18 protein-coding genes and 1 pseudogene are annotated in these 17,066 nt (G+C 64.6%); 11 read left to right on the forward strand and 8 right to left on the reverse strand.

Going from position 1 to position 17,066, the window contains the following annotated elements; all coding sequences use genetic code 11:
• Both AC0L3D_RS30105 and mobA read left to right on the forward strand, forming a co-directional pair.
• Nucleotides 1-227: pseudogene (locus AC0L3D_RS30105) on the forward strand (sulfurtransferase FdhD); the annotation flags it as partial.
• A complete protein-coding gene (gene mobA / locus AC0L3D_RS30110; protein ID WP_287053041.1) occupies nucleotides 217-849 on the forward strand; it encodes a molybdenum cofactor guanylyltransferase MobA in 633 nt (210 codons plus the stop codon). The pseudogene AC0L3D_RS30105 and the gene mobA, both read left to right, overlap by 11 nt.
• A gap of 10 nt (nucleotides 850-859) precedes the next feature.
• Here mobA and AC0L3D_RS30115 read toward each other — a convergent pair whose 3' ends face one another.
• The 5 genes from AC0L3D_RS30115 to AC0L3D_RS30135 are packed head-to-tail and all read right to left on the reverse strand — an operon-like array spanning nucleotide 860 to nucleotide 6,278.
• A complete protein-coding gene (locus AC0L3D_RS30115; protein ID WP_128246308.1) occupies nucleotides 860-2,821 on the reverse strand; it encodes a molybdopterin biosynthesis protein in 1,962 nt (653 codons plus the stop codon).
• A gap of 7 nt (nucleotides 2,822-2,828) precedes the next feature.
• The gene (locus AC0L3D_RS30120; protein ID WP_473534433.1) at nucleotides 2,829-3,950 is read right to left on the reverse strand and encodes a molybdopterin-binding protein; all 1,122 of its coding nucleotides are present in this window, start codon (nucleotides 3,948-3,950) and stop codon (nucleotides 2,829-2,831) included.
• A gap of 50 nt (nucleotides 3,951-4,000) precedes the next feature.
• On the reverse strand, nucleotides 4,001-4,825 hold the full coding sequence (locus AC0L3D_RS30125; RefSeq protein ID WP_473477938.1) for an ABC transporter substrate-binding protein: 825 nt from the start codon (nucleotides 4,823-4,825) through the stop codon (nucleotides 4,001-4,003).
• A 35-nt stretch (nucleotides 4,826-4,860) separates the two neighbouring features.
• Entirely contained in the window at nucleotides 4,861-5,583 is a 723-nt protein-coding gene (locus tag AC0L3D_RS30130) for an ATP-binding cassette domain-containing protein (RefSeq protein WP_473534432.1), read from the reverse strand.
• Nucleotides 5,584-5,585: 2 nt separating this feature from the next.
• Complete coding sequence (locus AC0L3D_RS30135) at nucleotides 5,586-6,278, reverse strand: ABC transporter permease (RefSeq protein ID WP_128173391.1); 693 nt, start codon at nucleotides 6,276-6,278, stop codon at nucleotides 5,586-5,588.
• Nucleotides 6,279-6,378: 100 nt separating this feature from the next.
• On the opposite strand from AC0L3D_RS30135, the gene AC0L3D_RS30140 reads away from it, so the two are divergent.
• Complete coding sequence (locus AC0L3D_RS30140) at nucleotides 6,379-7,254, forward strand: substrate-binding domain-containing protein (RefSeq protein ID WP_473646753.1); 876 nt, start codon at nucleotides 6,379-6,381, stop codon at nucleotides 7,252-7,254.
• Nucleotides 7,255-7,296: 42 nt separating this feature from the next.
• On the opposite strand, the gene AC0L3D_RS30145 is transcribed toward AC0L3D_RS30140, so the two are convergent.
• Nucleotides 7,297-7,503 (reverse strand): DUF6494 family protein, encoded by a 207-nt coding sequence (locus AC0L3D_RS30145; protein ID WP_031254328.1) that lies wholly within the window; start codon nucleotides 7,501-7,503, stop codon nucleotides 7,297-7,299.
• A gap of 109 nt (nucleotides 7,504-7,612) precedes the next feature.
• Here AC0L3D_RS30145 and AC0L3D_RS30150 point away from each other — a divergent pair, with 109 nt between their 5' ends.
• Nucleotides 7,613-8,899 (forward strand): c-type cytochrome, encoded by a 1,287-nt coding sequence (locus AC0L3D_RS30150; protein ID WP_128173393.1) that lies wholly within the window; start codon nucleotides 7,613-7,615, stop codon nucleotides 8,897-8,899.
• 9 nt (nucleotides 8,900-8,908) lie between these two features.
• Here AC0L3D_RS30150 and AC0L3D_RS30155 read toward each other — a convergent pair whose 3' ends face one another.
• Both AC0L3D_RS30155 and AC0L3D_RS30160 read right to left on the reverse strand, forming a co-directional pair.
• Nucleotides 8,909-10,144 (reverse strand): GGDEF domain-containing protein, encoded by a 1,236-nt coding sequence (locus AC0L3D_RS30155; RefSeq protein ID WP_287171350.1) that lies wholly within the window; start codon nucleotides 10,142-10,144, stop codon nucleotides 8,909-8,911.
• A 246-nt stretch (nucleotides 10,145-10,390) separates the two neighbouring features.
• Nucleotides 10,391-12,430, reverse strand: a complete 2,040-nt coding sequence (locus tag AC0L3D_RS30160; protein ID WP_287171287.1) for a 4Fe-4S binding protein — start codon at nucleotides 12,428-12,430, stop codon at nucleotides 10,391-10,393.
• A gap of 101 nt (nucleotides 12,431-12,531) precedes the next feature.
• Between AC0L3D_RS30160 and AC0L3D_RS30165 the strand changes: the two genes are divergently transcribed.
• The 7 genes from AC0L3D_RS30165 (at nucleotide 12,532) to AC0L3D_RS30195 (ending at nucleotide 17,060) form a co-directional block, all read left to right on the forward strand.
• Nucleotides 12,532-13,269 (forward strand): biotin/lipoate--protein ligase family protein, encoded by a 738-nt coding sequence (locus AC0L3D_RS30165; RefSeq protein WP_473522919.1) that lies wholly within the window; start codon nucleotides 12,532-12,534, stop codon nucleotides 13,267-13,269.
• Nucleotides 13,260-13,802, forward strand: coding sequence for a DUF6505 family protein (locus AC0L3D_RS30170; protein WP_473646755.1), 543 nt, complete (start codon nucleotides 13,260-13,262; stop codon nucleotides 13,800-13,802). The genes AC0L3D_RS30165 and AC0L3D_RS30170 overlap by 10 nt, the downstream gene beginning before the upstream one ends.
• A complete protein-coding gene (locus tag AC0L3D_RS30175) occupies nucleotides 13,799-14,815 on the forward strand; it encodes a DUF6352 family protein (RefSeq protein ID WP_473646756.1) in 1,017 nt (338 codons plus the stop codon). The genes AC0L3D_RS30170 and AC0L3D_RS30175 overlap by 4 nt, the downstream gene beginning before the upstream one ends.
• 13 nt (nucleotides 14,816-14,828) lie before the next feature.
• A complete protein-coding gene (locus AC0L3D_RS30180; protein WP_023797599.1) occupies nucleotides 14,829-15,341 on the forward strand; it encodes a DUF3305 domain-containing protein in 513 nt (170 codons plus the stop codon).
• Nucleotides 15,338-16,033 (forward strand): DUF3306 domain-containing protein, encoded by a 696-nt coding sequence (locus AC0L3D_RS30185; RefSeq protein WP_287219760.1) that lies wholly within the window; start codon nucleotides 15,338-15,340, stop codon nucleotides 16,031-16,033. The genes AC0L3D_RS30180 and AC0L3D_RS30185 overlap by 4 nt, the downstream gene beginning before the upstream one ends.
• Nucleotides 16,034-16,136: 103 nt before the next feature.
• Nucleotides 16,137-16,808 (forward strand): TorD/DmsD family molecular chaperone, encoded by a 672-nt coding sequence (locus tag AC0L3D_RS30190; protein WP_288142035.1) that lies wholly within the window; start codon nucleotides 16,137-16,139, stop codon nucleotides 16,806-16,808.
• A 33-nt stretch (nucleotides 16,809-16,841) separates the two neighbouring features.
• The gene (locus AC0L3D_RS30195) at nucleotides 16,842-17,060 is read left to right on the forward strand and encodes a formate dehydrogenase (protein ID WP_287305002.1); all 219 of its coding nucleotides are present in this window, start codon (nucleotides 16,842-16,844) and stop codon (nucleotides 17,058-17,060) included.
• Nucleotides 17,061-17,066 lie beyond the last annotated feature (6 nt).

Genomic DNA, 17,066 nt, shown 5'->3' on the forward strand with positions numbered 1-17,066 from the left:
CCCCGCCGGTTCGTCTGGGCATCCCGATCCGCGGCTCGCGCGCGGGGCGCCCCGCCTGGGGAGCAGCTCTGGCGCGCCCGGCCGCCCCCCCGCTGGTCGGTCGGGCGCGCGGCAAGCGGTTCGCCGTGCTATCGGGCGCGGACCGCATCGTCTTCGACCAGGACCTCGCTTCCGTCGACGAGGAAGCACCGCGTCACAGACGCAAGGGAGCCGACGATGGCGAATGAGAAGGTGCCGACCCTGGGCGTCGTTCTCGCCGGCGGGCTCGCCCGGCGCATGGGCGGTGGCGACAAATCGATGCGTCGGATCGACGGACTCACCATCCTCGAGCGTGTCCTCGAGCGCCTCAGCCCGCAATGCGACGGGCTGTTGCTGAACGCCAATGGCGACCCTGCCCGCTTCGACCGCTTTCGCCTACCAGTCGTCGCCGACCCGGTCGAGAATTATCCGGGCCCGCTTGCCGGCGTGCTTGCGGGCCTCGACTGGACCGCGGCGAACAGGCCCGATGTCGAATGGATCGTCAGCGTCGCAGCGGACTGTCCTTTCTTGCCGCGCGACCTCGTCGAACGGCTGCATCGGGCGCGCATGGCGAAAGCTGCGGATCTGGCGGTGGCGATGTCAGCGGGTCGGACGCATCCTGTCATCGGGCTGTGGCAAGTGGCGATGCGAGATGCGCTACGCCATGCACTGGTCGAAGAGGGCGTTCGCAAGATCGACCTGTGGACAGCTCGCTACAAGGTTGCAACCCAGTCCTGGCCGGACAAGCCGGTGGATCCCTTCTTCAATGTCAACACGGTCGAAGATTTTGCCGAGGCCGAATGGCTGGTTGGGCACCTTGCCGACCCTTAACCCGGATATCTCACACTTGGCCAGGGCGGGTAAAACCCATGCGCTCGACCGCCTCGTTGAATTCAGGCGAAGCGAGCGCGGTTAGGAAGGCCTGCACCGCGGGTCGCTGTTTGCGGGCAGAGACCAGCGCGAAATCATAATGCTCTTCCTTCAGCGCAATGAAGCCGAGCCCGGCTGAGCGCGCCACCGGCGCAATGGTGACGCCCCAGTCGGCTCGGTTCTGCGCCACGGCCGCCGCGACGGCATTGTGCGAGCGGGGCTGGTTCCAATATCCGTCGGGGCGCGCGGCACCAAGCAGTTGGTCGATCAGGATGCGCGTGCCCGAGCCCTGGTTGCGGTTGACCATCATGCAATTGGGATCGGCGAGTGCGGCTCGCACCGCCTCCTCTGGGTCGGTCCCCTGGAAGCGCAGGTCGCCCGGGCGGTAGACGATGCCCTGCATGCGTCGCCATCCCTGCACGAGTTCGAGGCCTTCGCTCAGGAACGGCGCATTGTAGCTTTGCGTCTTGGCATCGAAGAGGTGGATGGGCGCGATATCGCACTCGCCTCGCCTGGCCGCGGCCAGGCCGCCCAGGCTGCCGACCGCGATGGACCGCACCGTCAGGCCGGCGCGAAACAGAATGCCCACGACAAGATCGAGGCCGGTGCAGTTGCTGCCGATCACCACGAGATCGGGAACACGAACGTGCGGGGTGAACAGCGTCACCGACGCCTCGCTTCCGGCAGGCATATTGTCGGCTAGAGCTTCGATGCTGATGAAGCCGTCGGCCTGGGCAAAGGACGTTATCGCCCCCGAGCCCTTGCCGGTGGGATAGGCGACCAGCCCCTGCTCACCCTCGACCAGCGATACCATCACGAACTCCGTGCGGCCGAGTTCGGACTGAATGCGCAGTGGGACCTTTGCAGCGACCTTCGCTTCGGTCCGAGGCGGCAGGCCCGCCATGCGGCGCAGCACGGGTACGATCATGTCATGGAAGGTGAACATGGCCGAAGTCGGGAATCCCGGCAGCACGACGACCGGCTTGCCGTCGCAGACGGCGAGGCAAAGCGGCTTTCCCGGCTTCAGCGCCACGCCATGGGCAACGATGCCGGGCGCGCCGAGACGGTTCACGATGCGGTGGCTGACATCACCCGCGCCCTTGGACGTCCCACCCGACAGTATCAGCACGTCATGCGCCGCCAGCGCCTCGCGCATGGCGGCTTCGAGTGTGGCTTCGTCATCCGGATAGGCGCCGAGAAAGCTCGCCTGGCCGCCATTTTCGGTTATCGCGGCGCTGACGATTGCGCCATTGGCGTCGTAAATGCCGGCGGGTCGCAGGGTGTCGCCTGGTTGGACAAGTTCGTCGCCGGTCGACAAAACCGCCACCCGCAGCTTGCGCGCCACCGTCACCAGCGCAATTCCACAGGCGGCAAGCATGCCGATTTCACGCGAGCCGATCACCGTTCCGGCGCGCAGCAGAACCTCACCGCGGGCAATGTCGGATCCGGCATGCGAGATGAACTGGCCGGGCGAGGCTCCGCGCCTGACCTCGATGGCATCGCCTTCGGCTGGGTGTGTGTGCTCCACCATGACGATGGCATCGGCGCCGCGCGGCACCGGCCCGCCCGTCGCGATCGAGGTGGCGGTGCCTGCGAGCACAGGGATTTGCGGGGCGACACCGCAGGCGATGGTTTCGCGGTTGAGCAGGAGCCTGGCAGGAAGCGCCTCCGACGCGGTGGCGATGTCGGCGGCGCGCACGGCAAAACCATCGACGTTCGAACGGTCGAAGGGCGGCACGTCGATCGGAGCCGTGACATCATCGGCAAGCGGCAGCCCAAGCGCATCCGCCAGCATCAGTTCTTCGGTCGGGGTCGTCCTGGGAAATAGCACCGCCTCGAAACGGGCGAGCGCCTCGTCGCGCGACAGGACCGTCAGGAACTGCTCCTGGCCGGTATGCTCCTGGCCGGTATCTGGGCGGGTGGATCTGGTCATCACCGACTCATCTGGGATCGTCGAACACAAAGGCGCCGACAGGTGTTCCCGCGGCCCAACCCTCACTGCCCCCTGGAATGGCAAGCCATGCATCCGCCAGGCGGATCGCCTCCAGCGAAAAATCTCCTATCGCAAGCGGCCGCCATCTGTCTTGTTGCTGGTTCAGCAGGACGATCTCGGCCAGTCCGACCGTGGACGAGATTTTCCGCTCCAGCGCCAGGACCGTCTGTCGCCGGGCGCTCCTGTCCGTCAGGCGATCGATAGCCGGCTGAACCAGCGCCAGAAAGGCGGCAAGAGCCTGATCGGGCGCGCCGGGCAGAGCAATGATCGGGACCGCATCGAGCCGTCCGATCGCCGCGGTTCGGCCGGGCTGTAGCGCTATGTTGTGGGCGATGAGCGCCCCACGCGCGGCAAGCGCGTCGGCGGTAGCGTCGGCGCGCCCCGCACCAGTGCCTCCAATCAGGATGATCAAATCGCCGGCTGGATTGCCAAGCGCCTGGGCGACGGATCTGGCGTCGCGCGCAACCGTTTCGATATCGAATACGGTCGCGCCAGAGGCTCTTGCAAGGTCGGCGATAAAATGCGCCGTGAAAGTATCGCTCGTCGGGGCGGCGACATCGATCAGGTGCACCTGCGGCATCCGCACCGCAATTTCACCAATCCCTGCGCTTCGCACTGTCAGGAGGTCAGCGGCCGACAGCCTGTTCCCTGCAATGATCAGCGGTCGGCCCGCCGCCATGTCCTCGCCGGCGCGTCGCACGCCCTGGCCCGGTGCCGCTTCATCGAGCGCCTGGGGCATCGGGCCGCTGCAATCGATGAGATCGGCATCGAGAACGCAATCGCATCCCTCCGGCATGGCGCCGCCTGCCTCTATCCAGACCGGCATTGCCGTCAGCGGCAGCGGCGAATAGGCCGACGCACCGGCAAGATCGAGCGCGCGGCACGCCCAGCCATCTGTCCTTGCGGTGTCGCGGATGGGCTGCGCGCGTGCCCGGGGCGGCATGGCGGCGCCTATCTTCCCAAGCGTCTGGTCAAGCGGCAAAAGAGTGGGCGCAACCGGCTCCACTCCGTCGAGGAGTGCGGCGAGAGCCGCTTCGAGACCGGTCAGCGCGCCGACGGAAGGCTGCATTCTCATCATGTCCGATGATGGGGCAGATGCAACCCGCTTTGCAACCGACTTCAGGAGCGCTTCTGCTCAGCGTTCGGGAAGAACAGTTGCTGGCCGTCAATATTGTATTCGCCGATCGCCTGCTGTCCTTCAGGCGAGATCAGCCAATCTATGAAGCGTTGGCCGGGTTCAGCCTTGACGCTCGGGTGCCTCGCGGGATTCACCAGCATGACACCGTACTGGTTGAACAGCCTTTTATCGCCTTCGACCACGATCTCCAGTTCGCCGCGGTTCTTGAACGCCAACCATGTGGCGCGATCGGAAAGCACATAGGCATCCATGGCGCTGGCTGTGTTGAGCGCAGCGCCCATGCCCTGCCCTATCTCCTTGTACCAGTGGTCCCCCACCGCCGCGATATCGACACCTGCCGCCTTCCAGAGTCCGAGTTCAGCAAAGTGGGTTCCGGATTTGTCGCCGCGGGAAACAAAAACAGCTTTTTTGCTCTGGATCGATGTCAAGGCGACTGCGATATCCGGCGAACCCTTGATGCCGGCCGGGTCGCCTCTGGGCCCGATCAGGACGAAATCATTGTACATCACATCGAAGCGTTTCACGCCAAAACCTTGCTCGACGAATTTCTCCTCCTGCTCCCTGGCATGGACGAAGACCACGTCTGCGTCTCCCCGGCGGCCGGCGTCGAGGGCCTGGCCGGTTCCCTGCGCGACCACCTTCACCTCGATTCCGGTCCTTGTGGTGAACAAAGGCAGTATGTGGTCGAAAAGGCCGGAATCCCGTGTCGACGTCGTCGAGGCCACCACGATCGACTGTTCCTGTGCGCTGGCCGATGCGCCGCTGGAAGCGAGGAAAGTCAAAATGATCGCAATTGCGGTAAACAGTCGACGGTTCAGCACTGGAAGCTCCATTTCCGCGGTCAAAGCACGAGTTCCCCATGGATAAAGGCGGCAGCTTCTGCGGATGCGGGGCGATCGAAAAAATCACCGGCGCTGGCGTGCTCGCACAGTCGGCCGCAAACGAGGAAGACGACATCTCCCGCGAGCCGTCGCACCTGGCCGAGATCGTGCGAAGCCATGACGATCTTGGTACCCGATTGGGAGGCCATCAGGATGATCTCCTCGACATGGCGGGTTGCAGCGGGATCAAGGCTGGCGGTGGGCTCATCGAGCAGCAGGATCTCGGGTTCGCGCGCCAGTGCGCGGGCAAGCGCCACGCGCTGTTGCTCGCCGCCGGACAAGCGCCGCGCAGGTCGGGCCGCCAGGCCCAGAAGGCCCACACGATCGAGAAGTTCCTCGGTGCGTGCCGCGCGACGATGGCGCGGACAGCCAGCTTGCGCCAGTGCGTAAACCACGTTGGCGGCGACGGAGCGGCGCAGCATCACCGGTTTCTGGAGCAGCATTGCCCGGCGCCCGAGGCCGCGATCGGTGCGCCCACCCCAGCTCACAGTTCCTGCGGAAGGCGCGGCGAGTCCCATGCAAACCCGAAGCAGTGACGTCTTGCCCGCGCCATTGGGACCGAGCACCAGTGTCGGCGCACCGGGAGTAATCGCCAGGTTCAGGCGGTCGAGCATGGTCGTGGCGCCGGCGCTGAGCGAGACCCGGTCCAGAACGAGAGGAAGGTCGGTTAGCGCGGCCCGCATCATCAAGCCACCCGTTGCTCCGACCACAATCGCAGGCCCCAGGCAGCGGCATTAATGGCAAGAATGAGGCCGATCAGGATGACGCCGAGCCCGATCGCGAGCGGCAGGTCTCCCTTTGATGTTTCGAGCGCGATCGTGGTGGTCATGGTTCGGGTAAAGCCCTCGATATTGCCGCCGACGATCATGACCGTGCCGACTTCGGCGGCCGCCCGGCCGAAGCCGGCGAGCATTGCGGTAATCAGGCTGAAACGGCTGTCCCACAAGAGCGTCGCCACCCGGCCTGTCGGGCCGACGCCCATCGCCGTCAGTTCGTCGCGATATTCGCGCCACAAATCCTCGATGGTCTGGCGCGTCAGAGCCGCGATGATCGGCAGGACGAGAAGCGCCTGCGCGATGACCATGGCGGCCGGTGTGAACAGCAGGCCGAACGCGCCGAGCGGCCCTGATCGCGACAACAGCAGGTAAACGGTCAGGCCGACGACTACGGGCGGCAGGCCCATGAAGCCGTTGACAAGCACGACGAGCGCGGAACGTCCCGGAAAACGGGTCAGTGCCAGCAACGCCCCGAGCGGCAGTCCCACGACGGCCGCAACTGCAACGGCGGCCAGGGTAATGGTCAGCGAAAGCCGCACTATCGAGATCAGCGTCGCGTCGCCACTCGCGATAAGCTGCCATGCATTTAGGCCTTCTGACATACCCTTTCACCTGCGCTGCGTCGTCCTGCTATTTCTGCTGCATTTACTCCGCATTCGTCAAACAATTGAACCTGCGCAGGAATATGCATAAGATTGCAGGATGGATTTGCTGACGACTGCAGAAGCCGCAGACTATTTGCGCCTTGGCGAACGCAAGCTTTACGAGTTGGTCGGCAAAAACAGCATCCCGTGCAGCAAAGTGACGGGCAAATGGCTGTTTCCGCGTAACGAGCTCGACCGGTGGGTTCTGTCGGGATTGGCGCGTCCCGACGGAATGATTGCGCCCGAGCCGCCGCCCATAGTCGGCGGCAGCCAGGACGACCTGCTTGAATGGAGCCTTCGTCAGGCGGGCTCTGGCCTCGCCTCGCTTACCGAGGGGACGGCAGGCGGCGTTGCGCGTCTTTTGCGTGGCGAGATTGCCGCTGCGGCGATCCATTTCCACGGTGATGCCGCCGACCCCAATGTGGAGGCCGCGCGCGCCATGCCGCGGCTGCACGATGCGGTGCTGATCGGTTTCACGCGGCGCGAACAAGGGCTGCTGCTGCCGCCGGGCAACCCCCGATCGCTCAACAGCCTGGCCGATGTCCTAGAAAGCGGCGCCAAGATCGCGATGCGCCAGGTCGGGGCCGGAGCCCAAATGCTGCTGGATGTCCTGGTCGCCCGCGCCGGCGCCAGCCAGAGGCGGTTGAACCGGCTCGAGCCGCCATGCCTGACAGGGCCGGAACTCGCTGCCGCGATCCGGACCGGCAGGGCCGATTGCGGCATCGCCACACGCGCCGCCGCGCGCGCCGCCGGCCTCAAATTCGTGTCATTGGCGTGGGAGAATTTCGATCTGCTGATGCGGCAGCGAACCTATTTCCAGCCTTCGATCCAGGCGCTGATCCGCCTCATGGCCGAGGACAGCTTCACCCAGCGCGCCGCAGAACTTACGGGCTATGACACCGACCCGGCCGGGCAGGTCCGATTCTTCCATTGATGTGGGGTGTCGATGGAGCGCCGGGCGCACCGCCGAACCTGTTCAGCCAAGGTCGATGTCGCCTTCGACGACGTGGTGCAGACCCGCGCGTTCGGCCGTGATCACGGCCCTCACGGTCAGGCGCCCCTGCCCTTTCAGTCCCGCATCCGCCACGGCCTTTTCGATCGCCTGCTGCGAGGTGACGCCGACCTGCTTCAGGAACTTGCGCATCGACACGTTGAAGGCATCGGTTTCCATGTTTTGAGTCATAGGATTGCCTCTAATAGCTTGGACTGTGCGGCTGGTCGGGTCGCGATCGCATGCTGTTCCCCGGCAAAGACGCTGCCCGCCAGCGGAACACGGAAACGTATGATGCGCAATGCATAAGACGCTCGCAACAGCTTTGCTCGCTGCTGTTTTCCTCGCCGGCGCGACGGCACATGGTGCGGAACTGCGCGGGCATGGCGGTCCGGTGCGGGCGATTTCCGTGGCGCCGGACGGAAAGACGGTGGCAACCGGCAGTTTTGATACCAAGGCAATCATCTGGTCGCTTGAGACCGGCGAAGCACGCGACGTGCTGCTCTTTCATGAAGGTGAGGTAACTGCCGTCGCTGCATTGCCGAACGGGCGCTTTGCCAGCGCCGGTACGGATGGTCGCATCGCGATCTGGCAAATCGGTCGAGGCGAGCCGGCCCGCATCCTGGAGGGCCACACCGGGCCTGTCGCCGACCTCGAACTGTCACCCGACGGATCGATGCTGGCTTCGGCGTCCTGGGACACCACCGTCCGGCTCTGGCCGCTTGCCGGTGGGCCAGCGCGCGTCCTCGAAGGCCATCGTGCAAACGTCAATGCGCTCGCCTTCTTGGCGGACGCAACCCTCGTCAGCGCCGGCTATGACGCGACAGTCATCTTTTGGCCGAGCCAGGCTGGGGCGGCTCCGCTTCGGGCCATCATGCCGACGCCGCTCAACGCGCTAGCAAGAGCGTCCGGCGACCGCCTGTTCGTCGCAGGTGCTGACGGGCAGCTGCGGCTGCTCGACCGGCGCGGCAAAGTGCAGCTGGAAGTTCCGGTCTTGGGCAAACCGGTGATTGCTCTCGCCGCCACCCCAGACGCGAACTATCTCGCCGTCGCCGGCATCGGAGATGGAATCCTGTTGCTGGACGCCATCAGCCTCTCCACCATCCGCACGCTCGACACCTCCGGCGTGGCGGTATGGTCGCTTGCGTTCGCGGCTGGCGGCAAGACGCTTCTGGCTGGCGGCGCCGACCATCTGGTGCGGGAATGGAACGTCGAGACGGGCGAGCGCCTTGGAGCCGCTACAGCAGGCAGGACCGATCCGATGGCCAGATACGCAGGCAATCCGGACGCAGAAGTATTTCGCGCCTGCGTTGCCTGCCATACGCTCGACCCCAACGATGGCCATCGAGCCGGGCCGACGCTGCATGGCATTTTCGGGCGCAAGATAGCGTCCGTGCCGGGTTACCATTATTCGCCCGCTTTCCGGAAAATGGACATCGTCTGGACACCGGAAACCGTGTCAGAGCTGTTCGAGCTGGGTCCGAACGCCTACACCCCCGGCACCAAGATGCCTGAACAGACGATCAGCAATGCCGAGGATCGGGCAGCCCTGATCCGCTTTCTTCAGGCCGAGACACGCACCGACTGAACTTCGACATCACCGCATCGACCGAGCGCCCAAAAGGCTCGATGACTCCAGCCTGTGGAACACCGCCCGATTGCGGCCAGTCTGCTTGGCAACATAGAGTGCTTCATCGGCCTGGCGCTGGAGCTGCTCCGGCGAAATGGCCTGGTCCGGCGCCTGGACCGCCACGCCGATGCTGAGGGTGATATAGCGGGACACGCGGGATCCAGGATTAGGAAGACGAGCAGCTTCCACACACTCGCGAATTCGCTCGGCTACAATGGCGGCCTCCTGCTCGTTCACACTTGGAAGCAGCACGAGAAATTCCTCACCGCCGTAGCGCGCAACATGATCGCGATCGCGCCTCACGTTCTCCCGGATCAAGCGGGCGACCTCGATGAGGCAACGATCGCCCTCGGCATGACCGAGACGATCGTTGAGCTTCTTGAAGTCGTCGATGTCGCACATCAGCATGGCGGCGCCGCCGGGGCATTTGCCGCCACCGCCCCAGACGTGGTCGAGCGTTTCCGTCATCCGGCGCCGATTGTCGACGCCGGTCAGCGGATCGGTTCTCGCCAGAAGCTCCAGCCGATCGTTCGCTTCTGCCAGTTCGGCAACCCTGTGTCGGTCTCGAAGCTCGAACAGAAAAGTCTTCTGAGCCAGAATTGTCATCGTACGCCGCGCGGCGACCGTAGCGAGAATGCCGCTGGCAAAAAACAACGTGGCAGCCACCGCATTGCCAATCTCAAGGCCCGGGTTCTGCACCTGGAAGACGAGATAGAGACCGAGAGCCAAAGCCGCGACCGTCACGGTCCATGCCTGAGGGACGCCGAAGATGATGATGGCGGTAATCGCTACGAACAGCATGATGTTCAAGTGCCGTTCGTAGAACTCGCCGCCGGCGCTTGCGCCGACCAATACGATCGACAACAGGATGAGGAACATGCCTGTGATCAGGGAAACCCCCTGGACCCAGGACGGGCGCCGTTTTCGCCAGACAAGGACCACGGCTGCAGCGACGGGAGGGATGATGGCGCCAGGCAAGAGCATGGATAGCGCGATCGACCTTGGAAGCATCACCAGGTTGAGCGCCAGCGTCAGGACATCCAGGAACGCCACCCATGTCATCCAGGCGCGGATGATCTTGGCCGTTTGCGACCAGACACGTGCCTGAAACAGGCGCTTGATCTCGCCTTTGAGCCGGATGTCGCGCGTGCGCTGCGCCAGAAGTCGCTCAACTTCCGCCGTGACGGCAGGATCGTCCTGCATGTCGAGGTGCGTTCGATCTACCAATCGACGGGCCCTGAGGCCCCCCTTTCCCATACATCCATTCGAGCCACCCGGTGGTCAGCCGAGCGGCAAGCATGTCACGCTATGCTGAAGATTTGATTGCTAAAACCGTTTATTTGCGCGTTGATTGCAACCCTCGAAGCCGGCTCTCCGCTTGACGCCGGCAAGGCGGTGCACCCGACCTATGTCGAGGGGCAGTCCAAAGCGAGGGCTCAGACCGAGGGCTCAGACCGCCTTGTCGCTCGAGGCCTTGCGCTCCCGCAGATAGTCTTCAGTGGTTCGCGGCGGCGAGCGACCAGGGCCTGCATAAGGATCGAAGCCCTCATTCATCGCCGCATCGACGCGGCAATTGTCGCACATCCGTACAAGGTCGAGCCGCCGTGCGTTCTCGCCTGCAAACATCCAATGTTTGCCTTCGAGCTTGGCGACGATCCGCTCGACGGTGCTCCTTGTGCCGAACGGCTTTGCGCAGCGGATGCAGTTGTACGGCTCCTCTTGCTTCACGACCCGGCTGCGAGCACCCCATGCCTGGAAATCCACCTGCGGCGTCAAGGTGATGACCTTCTCCGGGCAGGTCGCGGCGCAAAGGCCGCACTGCACGCAGGCGCTCTCGGAAAAATACAGGGCCGGCTGCTGTTCGCTGTCGGAAAGCGCCCCGGTTGGACAGGCCGAGACACAAGAGAGGCAGAGCGTGCAGCCGTCGACATTGACGTCCAGGCCGCCGAACGGAGCTGCAGCAGGCAACGCCACCCGGTCGACCGGCGTCGGCGCGGCTCGATGGAGCTCGAGCATGGTGCTCGTCAGCAGGCTGCGCTTCTTGCCGAGCGGCAGGAATGCCGCCGGGCGCCGCGACGCAACATCTGGAGTAATCAGGTCGAGCGCCGAGGCGAGTATGTCGGGATCGTCCACTTCGATCAATCCGCAGACCTCCGCGCCATAACCGAGAGACCGGCTCAAAAGATTGGCGATTGCGATGTTTGCGGCAATTCCGGTAAGCTCATGCCTTGGCTTGGCCGACGACAGCGCCCTTACGGCGCAAGCGCCCCAGGCGACCGGCGCGGTCCACGCCTCGATCCCTAACTGGGTTATCTCGTTCACCGCGACCGGCAGGACATTTGCGGGCAGACCCGCTCCGAAGCGGGCAAGTGCGTCGATCAGCGGCTCGCCATGGCCGAGATCATGGAAAAGCACAATCGCATCCAGGCCGCCCGCCTCACGATAGGTGACAAGAAGCGTCCGCAGCCGCCGAAGCAGCGACTCGGCATCCGGCACGGCGTAGGCGGCAGCGCCCGTGGGACATGCCGCCGCGCAGCTGCCGCAGCCGGCGCATACTTCCGCATCGATCGCGACGTGGTTCCCGGCGGGCGTTATCGCCCCAGTCGGGCACAGGTCGAGGCACCGTGTGCAGCCGGTGATGCGCGATCTCGAATGGGCGCACAGATCGGAGGAGAAATCGATGAAGCGCGGCTTGTCGAACTCGCCAACCAAATCGGCTGCCGTTGCGATCGCAACGGCGACGGAGGCGCGATCGCCGGGATCGGCCTTCACGTAGCCGTCGCGCAATTCATGAGCAGGGAAAAGCGGAGCCCCGCCGGAGAGATCAAGGATGATGTCGGCGTTCGAGACCGCTCCATCCCGCGATATCCCAAAGCCAAGCCGATCGCGCGAAGATGGATTGGGCGCCGCGAAATCGTCGACTGTCAGCTCGAAGGCGCCAAGATGGCCGCGCGCTTGCCGGATCGTTCCCTGCAAGACGGGAAAATCCCAGACCCGGTGCGGCGCGATTTCGCGCGGACGGCTAAGCAACACAGTGACGTCCAGCTTTTCGGCGAGTTGCCGGCCCGCATCGATCGCCGTGGCGTCGCAGCCATAGACCAGGACGACACCATTGCTCGAAAGCGTAACCAGCGCGGGTGGCGAAGCGGGTTCGGCCGCCATGGCGAGCAGAGCCGCCGCTTTCGGGCCGGCAGCAGCAGCATCCTGCGACCAGCCGCCCGTCTCGCGAATGTTTGCGAAAACCAGATCGCCTGCGAAACCGAGTTCCTCGGCGAGGTCGCCGAAAAGCGGCGCCTGCTGCGTGCAGCTGATGGTGACTGCTTCGCCGCCGCTCAGGGCGCTGCGCACCCGGTCGAGTTCCGCGCCGCAGAACTGGTCCCCCGCCTCGACCCGTGCGCCCTTGCATCCGCGGGCGACGCTGGCGCCGAAGCGTGGCATGCTCCGCTCGCACGAGCAGACCAGGACCGTGCGTGGTTTGTCCAGGCTCATTCCGACTCCCGTGGCATCTTCCTTGTCCACGCGGTAGCGCCTCTTGCCTGGAAGTATTATAAAGAAATTACAGTCGCCGTCATCAAAATATGGATCGGCCTATGCGGCCCTCTGTCAGCGACCTCCAACTGCCACCGCCTTACAGCCTCGTGCCGCTGAGAGAGGCCGGTGACGCCTTTGCGCACGCCTGCGCGATTGCGGCAGACGAAGGGGCAGGCACGCTTGCCTGGGTGCGCCGCTACGATCTGGCCGAATTCGCAGTGGTGCTCGAGCCTGAAGAGCCGCTGGAGGATGCGCGTCGCGCGATCTATGCCGGCATGAACGCACTTGCCGATGCGCTTGCAGTCCATGCTCCGCCGTCGCGGCCCATCACCTTCGACTGGCCCGACACTGTTCGCGTCGACGGGGTTCTCGTCGGCGGCGCCCGCCTGGGCTGGCCGGAAGGGGCACGGGAGAACGAAATCCCCGACTGGATCGTCTTCTCCGGCATGATCCGCACCGCCGTCATCCGCGCCGGCGAGCCCGGTCTGCGGCCGCTGCTTGGCGCGCTTGACGAACTCGGCTTCGTGGCGCTCGATGCCGGTGAGATCGTTGCGAGCTTCTCCCGCCATCTGATGGCCGCATTCCACGAATGGAGCGATACCGGCTTCGGTTCGATCGCCAGCCGCTGGCTCGACCGGCTGCCCCGAAAGGGCGATGAGCATGCAGAGCTTGCCGGCAACGGCGATCTGCTGATTTCCGACACGGCCTCTCACGGGCTTCGCGAGCGAAGAAGCCTGCCCGAGGCGCTTGCCAGGCCCTCCTGGCTCGATCCGATGACGGGCACGCCATGGCTTTGAAGCTGCCGCGAACGATCCGCCTCGATCCATCGGACACGTTTGTCTATTCGCGCGCTGCAGAACCGGGCGAATGGGCGGTGACCGGCACCTTCCTGTTCTTCGGCGCCGATGTGGCCAGGCTTTCCGGCAAGGAACGACAGGCGTTCCGCGCCGGGTTCCTCGGCATTGACAGCTTCGGCTGGTCCACCCTCGTCGTGGTCACCGACGCGACCGCGCTTGATCGCGCGGCCGCCGTCGATCGGCTGGCCGAGCAGCTTGTGGTGCGATGCGGTGCGCCAGACATCGAAACGGCGCGGGCCGCCGCCGAAGAGGAGATAGCCTTCGCGCAATCGCTGTGCGACCACCCGCCAAACACGCTGATAGGGGTCAACCGCACCAGCGAACAGACCCGCACCCGGGAGTGTTTCCGCACCCTGCATCGCAAGGCGAGCCGGCTGGAGCCGGCAACGGCATTCCGCTTTGTCGAAATCGAGGGCGAGGACGCGTCGACGGAAAAGTTCGATCTCCTTGCATTGGCCGGGAGGCAGAAGTGAAGGATTTCTGGGTTTCCTCAGGTCATCACCTTCTCGACAGGGATGAGGCCGGGCGCCTGCTAGTGACCGACTCCTTTCTGAAGGCATATTTTGCGCGGCCAGAGCTTCTTCCCCCCGAAACGGCCTGCCCGGCGGAGTTGCGCCTGCATCACGAACTTTTGATGCATCATCCGCGCCGGCCGGTCGCCAAGCAGGAGATCGCCGCCTTGGAGGATCCGGATGCGCGCGAGAACTGGGAGTTCATGATCGCCTTTCGCGACCATGTGCTGGCCGCTCCCTCGCTCGAGGCCGCATATCTCGCGCTGGCGCGCGGCTCGGCCGAAAATATCCCGCCGCTGTTCATGAACCAGCTTGCGCAGGTCGTCCTGCGCAATGCGCTGGATGGTCAGCACGACGCCTGCGTCGTGCGAGCCGCTGAGCTGTTTTATCGGCCACAACGGGTGACGTCCCACGAGGGGACGGTGCTTCTCGCCGATGCCGAAACCATTGAACTGCATGAACAGAACCGCCATGCCTCGCCGCTCCTCGGCATGCTTGGTGGCCCAGCTGTCACGGAACTGGAGATACTCGACGAGAACAATTCCGAGAGTTACTTTGCCAGGAGCGACGCTTTCGATATGGTGCTCAAGCTGGGCAGCGCGCGCAGTCCGACCCGGCGCGGCCTTGCCACCGCAATGGAGATCTGGGTTCGCCATCTACTTGCGGTGGACGTGGAGATCGAGCCGGTGGAGCGGATCGAGGACCAGGACTGGGCCTGGTTCGTCGGCCTCGACGCCGAAGCGACCCGCATCGGCAACACGCTCTGGGCCGGCGATGAACTTGACCCGGAGGCTGCACAGCGCGTGATTGCACTGTTCCGGCTCACCTTCTCCGACACAGGCGAAGTACTGCCGCAGGTGGGCGCCAGGCCCGTCTGGCTCATAATTGCCATGACCCCTGACCGAACGATCCGCATGAAGCCGCAGAACCTTGTCGCAGGCCTGCCGTTTCGCGCCCCAGGGACGGTGAACTAGGAGGATTGGTGCCATGGTGCGGGAGACGGCGGAAGTCGGGGTGATCGTCGAGCGACGGGCTCTGGACAACCCGTGGATCGACCATGTCTGGGTTCCCGTGGCCGTGCTGGCGGGCGCGCCGAGCGCGGCGCCATGGTCGGTGCTGCACGAATCAGACGGCGTGACGCGCTTCTATGCCGGAACTTTCAAGCTTGAGCTCTTCGGGTGCGACACGGGCATGTACCGGGACAACCTCCGTTCGGGGCGGCCTAGCCTGTGGATCGCGCTCCGGTCGAGCGATGCTCCACCCGGAGTTGTGCTGCACCTGGTGACCGCTGACCCTTTCGAGGGCGAGTCGCTGACCGAGGCTGGCCCCGACATCATCGAGGCCGTGCCGATGCCGATCGAGCTTCAGCAATGGCTGGCCGCCTTTGTCGAGACGCATCACGTCGAGCGTCCTTTCATCAAGCGCAAGCGCGATCGGGCGGACCCTGATGCCCTGGCGAGGCGCGGTCCTCGTTCCGGAACGACGGATGATGCCGAATGAGCGCGGGACGCGACAATGTCTTCGCCCGCTGGTCGCGCCTGAAACAGGCGGCGCGTTACAGTTCGACTGCGGGGCCGCAGAACGATCAGCTTTCGCCTGACGAAGTTGCGGCGCCAGCCGATACTGGTGAGCAGCTTGCACCAGCAATTGTCGAGCCGGAGGCCGCCGAGCCCGCCGAGCCCCTCCCTCGCCTCGAGGATCTGACCGCTCAAAGCGATCTCTCAGCCTTCCTGCGCAAAGGCGTGCCCAAAATGTTGAAGCGCGCCGCATTGCGCAAGATGTGGTCGCTCGATCCGGCAATTCGTGATCATATCGGGCCTTCCGAATATGCCTGGGACTTCAACAGCCCTGGATCCATGGCGGGATTCGGCCCCTTGAAAGCATCCAGCGAAGCTGTCGTGGATTTCCTGTCGAACGGCGGCAACCCGACCGATCCGGCACCCGCCGCCATGGCTTCGCAGGCGCCGGAGAAGGCGCCAGCGACCAGCGCCGTTTTGGCGGACGAGGGCGTGAACGCCTCAGCCGATGGGTCGGATTCTGTCACGCCGGACAGTTCGATCGAACCGGCAAACCCCGAATCTCCTTCGGCCGACGGCGCCGGGACCGCCATCGACCGCGACGAAGGCGCCGGCGCCGCGGAATCATCGCCGATCGATCGCCAGCGACGCCATGGCGGCGCCATGCCGCGCTGATCTGGATTTGTTGCCATTTTGGCACAGTCGCTGTTGCAATTGCCGGGCGGGGCACTAGTATTCACTTTACCCACTCGTTGAGGGGCACGGTCGAGGTCAGTAGATGAACCCAGACTTGCGCCTGGAGGAGGCAATCGGCACGTCGTTCGGAGCTGACGCTCTGGTTCCCGGCGTAGAAGATGCTGCCGTCAACGACGTGAACAGCGCACGCGCGGATGAGTACGCGCTGCTCGCCACGCTTCTCCTGGCCGCTCCGGATGCAAACCTCATGGCGCGGCTTTCCGGGTTGCGAGGCGACGCCGAGACCCCGCTCGGCAAGGCTCATGCCGCACTCGGCCAGGCCGCTTCTTCAGCCTCTCCGGTTGCCGTCAGTCGCGAGTATTTCGAGCTCTTCATCGGGGTCGGGCGCGGCGAACTCGTTCCCTACGCCTCTTACTACCTGACCGGCTTTCTCAACGAACGGCCGCTTGCCCGCCTGCGCGGGGACATGAGGCGCCTCGGCCTTGAACGCGCGGAAGGTCATTTTGACCCGGAAGATCATCTCGGCACGCTGTTCGAGATCATGAGCGGCTTTGCCGCCACCCATTTCGTGGTTCCCGCCGGCGAGGAGCGGGACTTCTTTGAACGTCACATCGCGCCGTGGGCGAGCCGTTTCTTGGCCGATCTGGAAAACGCGGCCTCGGCCAGGTTTTACCGGGCAGTCGGCGCGTTGGGGCGGATTTTCATCGACATCGAAGCCGAAGGCTTTGCCATGGAGGCGCGACCAAGCTCGTGACCTGATCGCGTCGACGCATAGGGAGGAAGGCAGATGCAGGAAAAGCAACGGACGGCAATGAACCGCCGCAGTTTCCTTCGCGCCTTCGGCGGCGCATCCACTACCGCCGTGGCCGCCGCCGCCGTGACGCTCACCCCAGGAGAAGCGCAAGCTTACGATCCCGGTGAGGAGGAGACGAGGGCTCGCTACCGCGAGACCGAACACGTCAAGGCATTCTACCGTGTGAACGGTTATGAGACGTTGAAGAAATGAGGGCGC

It is taken from the genome of Mesorhizobium sp. WSM4837 (assembly GCF_055811435.1).